Below are 12,332 nucleotides of genomic sequence, written 5' to 3' on the forward strand. Positions count from 1 at the left end.
ACTCCCTTACTGACGGTCACGCGAGGGTACGAAGCGAGGGCTCGCGTGGGTAGAAGCGCTGGCTGGCAGCCTTGATGAAAGCGGCGGTCAGGTCGGTCACGCCTTCGTCCGGTACGACGCCGGCCTTGTCGAGGAGCGGCTTCGCGGCGGCGCTGGCGCCGATCGCCTTGAGGTGGCCGAACGCGTTCATCACGAACTCGACCGCGGCGCCCTCCTTCAGAAGCGCGGCGCAGCCCGCCTCCGACAGGACGATCGCAACTGCGTCGAAAATCTGGCTCGGCATCCCCGCCAGCTGACCATCGGCCTTTTGCTGCGATCCATCGGACAGCTTCGCGCCGCCGACCTTGGGTGCGACGATCACCGGCTTTCCCTTAGCCTTGTCCACCGCTGCCACCAGCGCGGCGAGTTCCCCGGCGTCGGTTCCATCAGCAATCAGGATGCCGACAGCGCGTCCCTCAAGCGTCGTCTTCATGTTCTTGTGGATCGACAGCGCGTCGGAAGGGGCCATATCCACCGGCTCCCGGGCAGCCGGCGCCTTTTTGGGCAGGGGGATGCCAAGGCCATCGGCAACACGCTTCGCCAGATCCTCATCGACGTTTCGCAGGTTTGCCACCATTCGCGGCGGCACCTGATCGAGCAGGCCGACCTTGGACAGCTCGAACACGAACGACGAAGCAATATGCGCTTTCTCGCTTTCGGTCTGCGACAGGAAGAAGAGTCGCGCCTGGCTGTAGTGATCGGCAAAGGTCTCTGCGCGAACGCGCAGCTTCTCGCCCTGCTCGTCCGGCCCCGAACGCTCGTCGGTAGTGACAAACCCCGTGGCGGGGCTCTCGCGCGGGCCACCCTCTTCGCCATGATCGGCCAGGCTGTTGGGCTCGTAGTTCGCGCGGCCCTTGGGAACCATCGTCTGCATCATGCCGTCGCGTTGGAAATTGCCAAAAGGGCAACGCGGCGTGTTGATAGGGATCTGATGGAAATTGGTGGTGCCGAGGCGCGATTTCTGGGTGTCGAGATAGCTGAACAACCGGCCCTGAAGCAGCGGATCGTTCGAGAAATCGATGCCGGGCACGATGTTGCTGGGGAGAAAGGCGACCTGCTCGGTCTCCGCGAAGAAATTGTCGACGTTGCGGTTGAGCGTCAGCGTGCCGATCAGGCGGACGGGAATGTCCTCCTCGGGGATGAGCTTGGTCGCGTCGAGCACGTCATAGGGCTGCGCGTCAGCGAAGACCTGGTCGAACACCTGGATGCCCAGATCCCACTGCGGAAAAGCGCCGGTGTCGATCGCCTCGAACAGGTCGCGGCGGTGATAGTCATTATCGGCGGCCTGAAGTTTCAGCGCTTCGTCCCAGATCGTCGACTGAAGCCCAAGGCGCGGCTTCCAGTGGAACTTGACGAAGCTGGCCTTGCCCTCGGTGTTTACCAGCTTGAAGGTGTGAACGCCGAAGCCTTCTATCATGCGAAGCGAGCGCGGCAGCGTGCGATCCGACATCGCCCACATCAGCATATGGGTGGTCTCGGGCATCAGCGAGGCCCAGTCCCAGAAGGTGTCGTGCGCGCTGCCGGCCTGCGGATAGCCGCGATCGGCCTCCATCTTTACGGCGTGGACGAGATCGGGGAACTTGATCGCGTCCTGGATGAAGAAGACGGGGATGTTGTTGCCGACCAGGTCCCAGTTGCCCTCCCGCGTGTAGAATTTCACTGCAAAGCCCCGCACGTCGCGCGGCGTATCCACAGAGCCGGCGCCGCCCGCGACGGTTGAGAACCGGACGAACACCTCGGTCTTCTCGCCTTTGGTGAAGACCGCCGCTTTGGACAGATCAGAGATATCGTCCGTCGCCTCGAAGACACCATGGGCGCCCGAGCCGCGCGCATGCACGATCCGCTCCGGGATGCGCTCGTGATCGAAATGGAAGATCTTCTCGCGAAGGACGAAATCCTCGAGCAGGGTCGGGCCGCGCGTGCCAGCTTTCAGGCTGTTCTGGTTGTCGCTGATCGGAACGCCGTGGTTCGTCGTCAGGGCGGGGGCATCGCCCTCAGCGCGCTGATGGGTTTCGCCGCCGTTGCCGGCGTTGCGCGTGTCTTTGATTGCCAATGGGAATTCCCTTGTCGCCGATGATCCGGCAAGTCGGGTTGAGAACGCGCCGGCGGCAGGGAATGTCCGGCTGTGCGAGAAGATATTGCGAATTGGCGGGCCGCCCTGTTTGCAGCACTCGTAATACGCGCACGACACCCCATATGATGCGCATCGCTCCACCTTGCCACGAGCATGGATGCGACTGAGAGATGGTTCGTGCTCCCGCTCTGCGTGGAGCCGTGCATGCCCCAGATCTCGCCATCGCCTCTTCTCCGCTCGCCCGAACCCGATCCGAAGATCGTCCGGCCGAAGCTAACCCTCCTTTCGCGAGAGGCCGCTCCCCCATCCGGCTCGGGGAAACCATCGTGACGCGCGCTGTCAACGTCGATGCGGCGATCGATCACGTCATTGCCACTTCAGCCAGGCTCAACGCGGTGATCAGCGCAATCGAACCGCTTATCCCCAGCGGGACGCGAGTGGTCTTCGTCAATGCGGATGACGCCGCGGCTGTGACACGCGCCTATGGCTCGAAGGTCCTGATCGGCACGGTCACGCGCAGTCACTGGGCCCAGCGGCGCGTCAGCTGACTTCTCTTCGGCTATCAGCCGCACCAGGGAATTCCGAATGAATACCGAATTTGCTGCCGTGCCACAGCACGATGCCCAGAACGCCGAAGAACTGATGGCGGCCTATGGCATCGAGTGCGTGCCCGTGGCGTATTTCCATTGGAACGGTTATCGCTACACCACGCTCAAGGACGCGGTCGCGGCCGCGAAGCGGGCGGCGGCCGGTGGAAGCGCCGCCGGTGCTTGATCTCCTCCATCGGTTGTTCGGGAACCATGTTCCCGCCGGCCCGCAATCATTGGGATCGCGGCCATTTCACGAGCGCGTGCACGCGGTGCGGGGGACATGGTGCGTCGGCCCGGCCTGCCCTGGCGCGCCGGCCGTGCCGAATAATCTGATCCCACCCTACACAGCCTTCCCTCTCGAAAGGACAATCTGATGCAACCCACCGCCATCATGTGCCGCGCGCAGCAGGCTCGCCAGCTTACCCTTGCCGCCAATGCCGTGCTGCCCAATGTTCGGGCCATTGCGACGACCGCGGCGGCGGCCTGGGCCAAGGAGGCGCTGGACGCCGACAAGCGCGACAAGCGGGCGGCCGTGCGACAACAAGGCGCGACGGATGCTGCGAAGGCGCTCGAACTGGTCGCCCACAAGGATCGCGGCCTCAGCGAGAATCCCGATCGCGGCTTCGCCGATGTGGGGAATATTGAAGTCTAGGTTGCATATCGCAGACGGCACCCCATATCCGTATTGCTATCGTCGCCTGCGACGGAAACCGACGCTTCCGGGCCGACCCTTCCTTTTCTCGCTTCTTGGCTCTGCGCGCAGCTGCGCGCGGACAATCCCATGTTCGCGAAAGGAACATCCCCATGCCCATCGGCACCGTCAAATTCTTCAATATCGACAAAGGCTATGGCTTCATCTCGCCCGAGGGCGGCGGCAATGACAGCTTCGTCCATATCAGCGCCGTCGAGCGCGCCGGTATGGCGACGCTGAATGCGGATCAGCGCCTGTCGTACGAGATCGAGAACGACCAGCGCGGCAAGTCGTCCGCGGTGAATCTCCAGGCGGCCTGATCAGGCCTACTGAAATGAATGGGGCGGGTCCGGCGTGCGCCGGGTCCGCCCTTTCGGCATCTGTTGCAGAAAGTCCAAGATGACAGCCTATCGAGCACCCGATTTCAACGAGCGCGCCGCGCTTTCCCGCACCGCCAAGCTGAAGGCGCTGGCATTGCTGCGGGCCAAGCCCGCACCCAGCGAGGCGAAGCTGGCCGAGCGCAAGGCCGCCGGACTCAAGCGTGAGACCGCGCAGGCCGCCCGGCGTGCCCAGCGCGCCGCCGAAAAGCAGGCGGTGTGCGATGCCCGCGCCCAGGCGGCCGAGATCGCTGCCAGTGCTGCGGAGGAAATCGTCCCGGCGAAAAGCGACGCCGAGCGAAAGGCGGAACGCGATGCACGCTACGCCGCCCGCAAGGCGCGCAAGTAACTCGCTACTTGGTGGCGATTTGGTTGGCTTCGGCGCGATATTCCTCGCGCACGAACGCCTTCGCCGCGGTTTGTGTCTTGAACGCGTCGTCCAGGACTTCGGCCGAGACCAGCGGATAGCCCTGTGAATTGAAGCGTGTGGTCCGCACGGTGACGCGGAAAATGCCTTCCTCGTCCTTGGTAACGAGATAAGGGCGAAGGGGAACTCGTGACATTGTATATACTCCTGGGATTCGTGGCCGGCGGATCAGAAGCCGGCTGGTGCCATCGTCTGATTGGTAGGTGAGTTTTTCGAGCTGCCGACGATCGCCACCTCGGTGGTGAGCAGCAGCCCAGCGACCGACGCGGCGTCCTGCAATGCCGATCGGACGACGAGCGTGGGATCGACGATCCCGGTAGCAACCATGTCCTCGTAGCGGCCGGTCTGCGCATTGAAACCGACATCGCGGTCGTTGCCGTCGATCAGCCGGCCCGCGATCAGGCCGCCGTCGTGTCCTGCATTTTCTGCGATCTGGCGAAGGGGTGCCGATAGAGCCCTGCGGATGATGTCGATGCCGCGGGTCTGGTCGTCGTTCTCGCCCCTGATGCCGTCGAGGCCCCGGGACGCATAGAGGAGGGCCACGCCGCCGCCGGGCAACATGCCTTCCTCCACTGCGGCGCGCGTCGCGTGTAGCGCGTCGTCGAGCCGGTCCTTGCGCTCGCGCATCTCGACTTCGGTCGAGGCGCCGACCCGGATGATGGCGACGCCGCCGCCCAGCTTGGCCATCCGGTCCTGGAGCTTGCCCTCGTCATATTCGCTCGTGCTGAGTTCGATCTGTTGCTTGAGCGCCGCGATGCGACCGGCGATCGCCGCGGGATCGCCCGCGCCGCCGATGATCGCTGTGTCGTTCCGGTCCATTGTCACCCTGCGGGCGGTACCGAGCATGTCGAGCGTGACGCTGTCCAGCTTGATGCCGAGATCCGGCGCGATCAGCGTGCCCCCGGTCAGGATCGCCATATCCTCGAGCACGGCCTTACGCTGAGCGCCGAAACCGGGCGCCTTCACCGCGGCGACCTGGAGGCTCCCGCGCATCTTGTTGACCACCAGCGTGGCGAGCGCCTCGCTTTCCACGTCTTCGGCGATGATCACCAGCGGGCGGCCCGACTGCGCGACTGCCTCCAGCACCGGAAGCAATGCATGCAGGTCCGACAGCTTCTGCTCGTGGAGCAGGATGTACGGCTCGTGCAGATCGACGGTCATCTTGCCCTCGTCGGTGATGAAATAGGGGCTGAGATAGCCGCGGTCGAATTCCATTCCCTCGACGATTTCGAGCTCGAACGCGGTGCCGCGCGCATCCTCGATCGAGATCACCCCTTCCTTGCCGACCTTATCCATGGCCGCCGCGATCATGTTGCCGATCTCTGCGTCGCCATTGGCGGAGACGATGCCGACTTGCGTGATTTCTACAGTGCTCGAGACGGGGCGCGAACGGGCCTTCAACTCCTCGATGACGCGCGCGACGGCGATGTCGATGCCGCGCTTGAGTTCGATCGGGCTGACGCCTGACGAAATCGACTTCATCCCCTCGCGCAGGATCGCCTGCGCGAGCACCGTCGCGGTGGTGGTGCCGTCGCCGGCATGGTACTGCGTTCGCGTGGCGACGGCACGAAGCATCTGCGCGCCCAGGTTCGCAAATCGGTCGCTGAGATCGATCTCCTTGGCGACGGTGACGCCGTCCTTGGTGATGTGCGGGGCGCCATAGCCCTTGTCGATCACCACGTTGCGGCCTTTCGGCCCGAGCGTTACGCGTACCGCGTCGGCCATCTGGTCGACGCCCCGCGCGATGCTTTCCCGCGCGTCGCGCGAGAAGCGTATGTCCTTGGCTGCCATGGATGGGGACCGATCGGGTCGCTGGGCCGCGACGGGGCGTCGCTGTCACAACCGGAAGCCAGCGCCGCCGCTATGCGAACGGGCCCGCTTCGATCGCAAACCCATAATCCAGCATGTGGGCCCGCCCGTGCCTCGTGGCAAGTGGCCGTGCGGGATTACCGATTGTCGGAGGCCAGCGCGGCGGCCAGATCGTCAGCGTCTACGGTGCAGACGCGGATGCCCGATGCGGTAGGGACGTAGAGGAGCGTGGCAACTCGCCGAAAGACGGTGCGCTCGTTCCCTTCCATACCTTCCTCATCGGTCTCGACCCGGTAGGTGCCGGGGGGAAGGAGTTCGTCGACGCCTTTCAGCCGAAAGGGCGAAGCGAACGTGGCCGTGCTGGACGTGGTGCGGATCGACACGAGGTGCTCCTTGAGATCCCCGGCTCGCCGGCTTTGTAGCATGGTCAAGCGCCAGGCATGCTGCTATATATGCAGGATCGTCGCAGATTCTTTTGCAAGCACGCGACGCCAGAGAGAAACGGATTGCTCCCGCTTGTTCGATGGGAGAATCATGTGTCCGCCAGCATGGCACTTAGCGAATTCGCTCCGCCGCGCCGTGATGCCGGGGAACTGCCCCGGGACATCACCGCAGCCCTGTTCCGCATCGGCCGTTCGCCGGACGCGCCATCCAATAGCGAAGGCCAGCTTCACCCCGAGGCGGACGGCGAGCCCTATTTCGAGATCTATCGAGCCGAGCGCGTCAGCCTTACCTCAATCCTGTTCTCCGGCGGCGACTGGCGGTGGCGCTTCTGCTCAGCGAGCGGCGTGCCGATTGCATTGAGCATCGGCTATTCCAGCGAGCATGCATGCGCGGCGGCGGTTTCGGCACTGCGCAACGGCGCCGCCGCAGCAATGGTGCGAGGTTCCCCGGACTGAGCCGACGAATATACCGGCAACTGTCCGCCCGTCGCTGAAGGGAAGTCCGGCTACCTGCCGGCGAAACGCGACTGACGAGGAAAAGTCGAGCGACCATTGCCGGTGGCGTGCGCCGTTCCCATATTAAGAAAGCTATCGTCGCCTGCGACGGACTTGAGGTCTCTCGGGACCGGCATCTCCCTTTCACGCTGCCTGGCTCTGCACGCATGTCGCGCGCGGAACGGACGGTTATCCCGGAGGCGCCGAAGATGATGCGACTCACAATCTGGCATGAGACAACCTACCGTTATGCGCGGGCGGTGACGTTGCTTCCGCACCGGATGATGCTGAGCCCGCGGGGTAGCCATGATATCAAGCCGGTGAGGACGCTGCTCAGTTGCTCGCCTCCTGCCGATATCGAATGGACACAGGATGTGTTCGGCAACCTGATCGCGACCGCCAGCTTTTTCGGAATGGCCGACACGCTTATCGTGACTGGCCAGCTGGTGGTCGAGCAGGACGCGGCCGCCTGGCCGGTATTCCCGATTGCTCCGCACGCGCACCATTATCCCTTCGCCTATTCGCACGACGAGCGCGTAGATCTGGGCGCATTGCTGGTGCCGGAGCATCCCGATCCCCAGCGACGGCTGCGGGACTGGGCGCAAGCCATCGTCGCTGCGGAGCGGACCGACACGCTTGCCCTGCTACAGGACCTCAACAGCGCTGCCCGCGCCGGGATCAACTATGTCGAGCGGCGCGAGGAAGGCACACAATCACCCTTGGAGACGCTCGATCACGCATCCGGCGCCTGCCGCGATCTCGCGACGCTGTTCATCGAAGCGGCGCGCCATCTCGGCTTTGCCGCGCGAGCAGTCTCCGGCTATCTCTACGATCCCCCCACCCCCGGCGACGGGCAAGTGCCACAGCATGGCGCGACGCACGCATGGGCGGAGGTCTACCTGCCCTGTGCGGGCTGGATCGCATTCGATCCTACCAACGGCAAGATGGGCCAGGCGAACCTGGTGCCGGTCGCGGTAGCGCGGAACATTGCGCAGATTCCGCCGCTGGAGGGCCGCTATACGGGGAATGCGGAGGATCTGATCGACATGACGGTGAAGGTAACGGTGAGCTCCGGCAGCGGCCTGACCGCACAGCCGGGCCTGGAGGTGCGTGCGCCCGCCTAGGCGCGAATGGCATCCTTACCGGAGGCCGGCGCGCATATGCGGGCGGCGGAGATATGAAATGGAACCGAGACTGATGGTCGCCTATACCCTGATGCTGCTCATGGCGCTGCTCCTTGCCGCGTTCGTGGGTTACCGAATCTACCACACGCACGAGCGGCAATATGCGCGCAGGCTCCGCCGCGAAGCGCGCGCCCATGCCCGGGCGCAGCTGCCCGAACAGGATCCGCCGCATCCATGAGCCACTAGTGACGAGGCCGGGATTTATCCGCCTCGCGGTTGCCTGGACCACCGTGGCCGCGATGCTGCTCGCCGACCCGGTGCGGCTAGTCGGCGCGCATCCGGTGATCACGGCGCTGCTGTTCGCGTGGCTGCTGGCGGTGATCCTGTGGTCAGCATTCGGGGTGGTGCATGAGGCCGAGGAAGTGGCCGGGCGCCTGGGCGAGCCGCTGGGCACGCTCGTGCTCACCTTGTCGATCGTCATCATCGAAGTGGCGTTGATCGGCGCGGTCATGCTCAGCGCCAAGGCCGTGCCGACATTGGGACGCGACACGATGTTCGCGGTGCTCATGATCGTACTCAACGGCGTGGTCGGCTTGTGCCTGCTGGTCGGCGGGCTGCGCTTCCACCAGCAGAGCTACAATCTTCAGGGCGCGACAGCCTATCTTGCGGTAATCATCCCGCTGAGCGTGATCGCGCTGGTGCTCCCCAACTTCACCACCTCGAGCGCGACAGGCATGCTGTCTTTGCCACAGGCGCTGTTCTTCTCCGCCTTCACCTTCGCACTCTATATCGGCTTCCTGTGGCTCCAGACCGGCAGGCATCGCGGCTTCTTCGTCGCGGTCGGGCAGCAGGCCGGGGAGGATGTCGCAATCCTATCACCCCATGGTGAGCGTGCGCCCGGCTCGAATACCAGTCGGGTGTTGCTGCTTCTCGCGAATATCCTCCCGATCGTGATCCTGTCGAAGGATCTGGCGAAGCTGCTCGATCATGGAATCGCAGTGCTGGGCGCACCGACCGCCCTGGGCGGCATCCTGATCGCGCTGATCGTGTTCACGCCGGAGGGCATTTCGGCGCTGCGCGCGGTCGCGGCCAACCAGCTTACGCGGGCGATCAACCTTTGCCTTGGAGCCGCCACCTCGACGCTGGGTTTGACGGTGCCCGCCGTTCTGTTCATCGGCCTGGCAACGGGTCAACCCGTGATCCTGGGCGTCTCGCCCGCCAACATGGTGCTGCTCGGGGTAACGCTGATGCTCAACACGCTTACTTTCTCCGGCACGCGGACCACCATGCTGGAAGGGGCGGTGCACCTCTCGTTATTTTCGGTCTTCCTCGTGCTTGTGTTCAGTCCCTGACGGTTCAGGCGACTTGCTTCGCCGCTGCCCCCAGACCGGGATTATCGCGCACGAAAGATCAGACCTTCACCATGTCGCGAACGCGATCGAGGAGCCCTTGCGAGGACCACGGTTTGCGCACGAAGCGGGCGGTCCCGGGAACATCGCCATCCTGCAGCCCGTGCTGGCCGGAGGTCAGCAGCAGATGGATCGACGGCCAACGTTCGCAAACCACACGGGCCAGGTTCAGGCCGTCCATGCTGCCCGGCATGTCGATGTCCGAGAACAGCAGCTGCACGTCGGCCCTATCGCTCAGAATGACGAGCGCATCGTCAGCGTTGGCTGCTTCAAGGACGTGAAAGCCGCCATCCCCCAGGATGTCGACCCCATGCATGCGGATCAACGCATCGTCCTCGACCACCAGTACGGTCATTGCTCCATGATCGATCGACATTCCCGGCTCTCCGCCCGGGAAGTGCCCGGCCATTTTGGTTGCTCCTCAACGCGGGAGCGGCGCTTATGGGTACATCACTCGCCAGGTTCCTCGACTTTGGCGAGCGGCATGGTGAAAAGGAAGGTTGTTGCGTTCTCATCGGAGCGGGCGACCAAGGTGCCGCCATGGGCACGCGCGATTTCCGAAGCGATGTGCAATCCTAGACCGAGACCTTGTCGGACCCTGTCATGACCGCGGAAGAAAGGCTGAAACAGCTTCTCGAGTGCGGCAGGCGGGATCGGTGCACCGCCGTTCGAAACCGATATGGTGAGGTCACCCAAAGCGGTGGAGGCATCGACCCGCACGGGCTGATCTTTCGCGCCGTGGGTGAGCGCATTGCCCAGGAGGTTCGACAATAGCTGGCCAATCCTGACGCGATCACAGATGATCGGTTCCACCAACGCATAGCTCGTGTCGATCTCCTGATCCGGCGAGATCGACTGAAGTTCCGATACGACCTGGCGAAGAATGGTTTCGAGCGGCTCGCTGGCGCCCAAGGATAGCGTAATGCCACCGCCTAGGCGGCCGCGGGCAAAATCGAGGACATTGTCGATAAGCGCTGCGGCGCGCACGACGCTGCCACTCATCAGCGCCACGACCTTGCTGCCGCGTTCGCTCAGACCCTCCTTCGCCAGGATCTGAATGCCGCTGCTGATGGACGCCAGCGGATTGCGCAGGTCATGGCCAAGCACCGCAATGAATTGTTCGCGGAGATCGGATTCCGCGCGCTCGTTGGCGATCGTCGCTTCCGCCTTGTCGCGGGCCGCGATCAAGCCGCGTTCGTACCCGCGGCGCTCGGTCGCCATGAAAACGGCGAAACGGACCTGGACATCCTTGCCCTCGGCACCGCGCGCCTCGGCGGCGTTGACCAGCACCGAGAGCTTGCGCTGGTCGGCGGTCACGAGGTCGAGCGCGATCTCGTCGAGACGGCCCTGCATCCGCAGTGTCGGCGCGAAATGAGTCTCGTAGAAAATCCTGCCTGGAACCGTGAGAATGTCGGGGAGGCGCTTGCCGCGAAGCGCTTCCGGGCTGGACCCGACCCAGTTCGCGAAGGTCCGATTGACGCGCACGAGGCGGCCGTCGCGATCGGTCAGCAGATAGCCGCACGGGGCCGTCTCGAACAAGTCTTCGAAGTCGATGGCACTGTCGGTGTCGGCCTGTTGGTGCCCGGTTTTAGACAAAGGCTTGGATCGCCGCGATCGTGGCTTCCGGTGCACTCAGGTTGGGACAATGACCCGTCGCATCGAGCGTGACCAGACTGCTACCGGGGATGGCTCGCTGGACGAAGTCGCCGACACACGGCGGCGCGATGACGTCCTCGCGGCACTGGAGAACCAGCACGCGCGCATCTACCGCGCCCAATTCGGCGCGGCTGTCCGTCAGGAAGGTGACGCGGGCGAACCGTTTCGCGATGTCAGGATCGGTGCGGCAGAAGCTGGCGGTGAGCTCGTCGCCCAATTCCGGCCGATCGGAATTGCCCATGATCACGGGTGCCATCGCCTGCGACCAGCCCAGATGATTGCTGTCGAGGAACTCAAGCAGCTCGTCGATCTGCTCGCGGCTGAACCCGCCCACATAGTCTCCGCAATCAATGTAGCAGGGTGAAGGGCCGACCAGCACCAAGGTCGAGAAGAGATGGGGCGCGCGGCGCGCGACGATCAAGCCGATCATCGCGCTCACCGAGTGACCCACAAACACGCCATCGGTGATGCCGAGGGCGCCCGCCAGATCGATCACGTCGTCGGCATAGCCTTCGAGCGAGCCATATTTATCAGCGTCATATGCCGAGATATCGGATCCGCCCGCCCCGATATAATCGAACAGCACCGTCCGAAACTGACTTTCAAATGCGGGCGCGACCAGGCGCCACATATTCTGGTCACACCCATAGCCATGGGCGAATACCATCGTTCGGTGCCCCGCTCCGCCTATCCTGACATTCAGGCGGTCGAGCGTGCGCTGGCTATCTGGCGCATCACGCATCATGCCGTTCGCATCTCGAGTGAATATTGTCATCGGCGCCTCAACTTCGGTCCGTCTGGCCGAGATTTCTCGTCGCCATCTGGACAGATAGCACATGGTCAAGCCTCTAAGAACCCGAGTAAATCGCGCCCTTGGCTTTATCTGGTCGATGCCGGAGACGCCTCCCTAATCTTCGCCTTGCAGGCTGGCTTGAACGGGCCTGATTGATCCAACGCATCGCCATGCACCAAGCTCGCGCCGGGGTCTCAGGTGAACGGTCTGGCCATTGGCCGATCAGTCAGGGATGGCAGAAGTCGGGCCGACGAACTGCCGTCCCGCCAAGATGGAGGCGGACGCGGAAACGTCCGCTTTCCGGGAGCGTCCACCGGAAGCTGCCGGTCCGCTTCCGGCCCAGAAGCTGCTGGTTTCGGTGCCAACCGCCGGTCGGAAATGTGCTTCAAAATGCTCGGCCGAGGC

16 protein-coding genes are annotated in these 12,332 nt (G+C 63.9%); 9 read left to right on the forward strand and 7 right to left on the reverse strand.

Translation table 11 applies throughout. The features are described from left to right. Positions 1-16: 16 nt before the first annotated feature. The gene (locus tag ACEN8G_RS15315; protein ID WP_286711957.1) at positions 17-2,092 is read right to left on the reverse strand and encodes a catalase; all 2,076 of its coding nucleotides are present in this window, start codon (positions 2,090-2,092) and stop codon (positions 17-19) included. A 347-nt stretch (positions 2,093-2,439) separates the two neighbouring features. Between ACEN8G_RS15315 and ACEN8G_RS15320 the strand changes: the two genes are divergently transcribed. The 5 genes from ACEN8G_RS15320 (at position 2,440) to ACEN8G_RS15340 (ending at position 4,120) form a co-directional block, all read left to right on the forward strand. Beyond that, positions 2,440-2,661, forward strand: a complete 222-nt coding sequence (locus tag ACEN8G_RS15320; RefSeq protein ID WP_413413696.1) for a hypothetical protein — start codon at positions 2,440-2,442, stop codon at positions 2,659-2,661. 37 nt (positions 2,662-2,698) lie between these two features. Further along, positions 2,699-2,887: a hypothetical protein gene (locus tag ACEN8G_RS15325; protein WP_286711950.1), complete on the forward strand. Its 189-nt coding sequence runs from the start codon at positions 2,699-2,701 to the stop codon at positions 2,885-2,887. Between the two features lie 189 nt (positions 2,888-3,076). Next, positions 3,077-3,355 (forward strand): hypothetical protein, encoded by a 279-nt coding sequence (locus ACEN8G_RS15330; protein WP_286711949.1) that lies wholly within the window; start codon positions 3,077-3,079, stop codon positions 3,353-3,355. 152 nt (positions 3,356-3,507) lie between these two features. Further along, positions 3,508-3,714 (forward strand): cold-shock protein, encoded by a 207-nt coding sequence (locus ACEN8G_RS15335; RefSeq protein WP_116841228.1) that lies wholly within the window; start codon positions 3,508-3,510, stop codon positions 3,712-3,714. Positions 3,715-3,793: 79 nt separating this feature from the next. Beyond that, positions 3,794-4,120, forward strand: coding sequence for a DUF6481 family protein (locus ACEN8G_RS15340; protein ID WP_286711948.1), 327 nt, complete (start codon positions 3,794-3,796; stop codon positions 4,118-4,120). Positions 4,121-4,124: 4 nt separating this feature from the next. Here ACEN8G_RS15340 and ACEN8G_RS15345 read toward each other — a convergent pair whose 3' ends face one another. From ACEN8G_RS15345 to ACEN8G_RS15355, 3 genes are all read right to left on the reverse strand, one after another. Beyond that, positions 4,125-4,334 (reverse strand): hypothetical protein, encoded by a 210-nt coding sequence (locus ACEN8G_RS15345; protein ID WP_286711947.1) that lies wholly within the window; start codon positions 4,332-4,334, stop codon positions 4,125-4,127. A 32-nt stretch (positions 4,335-4,366) separates the two neighbouring features. Next, entirely contained in the window at positions 4,367-5,989 is a 1,623-nt protein-coding gene (groL, locus tag ACEN8G_RS15350; protein WP_353681871.1) for a chaperonin GroEL, read from the reverse strand. Between the two features lie 155 nt (positions 5,990-6,144). Continuing rightward, positions 6,145-6,390 carry a hypothetical protein gene (locus ACEN8G_RS15355; RefSeq protein ID WP_286711946.1) on the reverse strand — a complete coding sequence of 82 codons (246 nt, stop codon included), beginning with the start codon at positions 6,388-6,390 and terminating at the stop codon, positions 6,145-6,147. Positions 6,391-6,543: 153 nt separating this feature from the next. Here ACEN8G_RS15355 and ACEN8G_RS15360 point away from each other — a divergent pair, with 153 nt between their 5' ends. From ACEN8G_RS15360 to ACEN8G_RS15375, 4 genes are all read left to right on the forward strand, one after another. Beyond that, the gene (locus ACEN8G_RS15360; RefSeq protein ID WP_286711945.1) at positions 6,544-6,906 is read left to right on the forward strand and encodes a YegP family protein; all 363 of its coding nucleotides are present in this window, start codon (positions 6,544-6,546) and stop codon (positions 6,904-6,906) included. 206 nt (positions 6,907-7,112) lie between these two features. After that, entirely contained in the window at positions 7,113-8,069 is a 957-nt protein-coding gene (locus ACEN8G_RS15365) for a transglutaminase family protein (RefSeq protein WP_413413697.1), read from the forward strand. Positions 8,070-8,127: 58 nt separating this feature from the next. After that, a complete protein-coding gene (locus ACEN8G_RS15370) occupies positions 8,128-8,307 on the forward strand; it encodes a hypothetical protein (RefSeq protein ID WP_413413698.1) in 180 nt (59 codons plus the stop codon). A gap of 61 nt (positions 8,308-8,368) precedes the next feature. Further along, positions 8,369-9,421 carry a calcium:proton antiporter gene (locus ACEN8G_RS15375; protein WP_413740798.1) on the forward strand — a complete coding sequence of 351 codons (1,053 nt, stop codon included), beginning with the start codon at positions 8,369-8,371 and terminating at the stop codon, positions 9,419-9,421. A gap of 58 nt (positions 9,422-9,479) precedes the next feature. Here ACEN8G_RS15375 and ACEN8G_RS15380 read toward each other — a convergent pair whose 3' ends face one another. The 3 genes from ACEN8G_RS15380 to ACEN8G_RS15390 form a co-directional block, all read right to left on the reverse strand. Beyond that, complete coding sequence (locus ACEN8G_RS15380; protein WP_413413700.1) at positions 9,480-9,854, reverse strand: response regulator; 375 nt, start codon at positions 9,852-9,854, stop codon at positions 9,480-9,482. Positions 9,855-9,928: 74 nt separating this feature from the next. Further along, entirely contained in the window at positions 9,929-11,074 is a 1,146-nt protein-coding gene (locus tag ACEN8G_RS15385) for an ATP-binding protein (RefSeq protein WP_413413701.1), read from the reverse strand. Beyond that, complete coding sequence (locus ACEN8G_RS15390; RefSeq protein WP_413740615.1) at positions 11,067-11,879, reverse strand: alpha/beta fold hydrolase; 813 nt, start codon at positions 11,877-11,879, stop codon at positions 11,067-11,069. Before ACEN8G_RS15390 ends, ACEN8G_RS15385 begins: the two co-directional genes overlap by 8 nt. Positions 11,880-12,332: the final 453 nt, after the last annotated feature.

The sequence above is a fragment of the Sphingomonas sp. Sphisp66 genome (genome assembly GCF_047324325.1).
In the GTDB taxonomy this organism is placed as follows: domain Bacteria; phylum Pseudomonadota; class Alphaproteobacteria; order Sphingomonadales; family Sphingomonadaceae; genus Sphingomonas.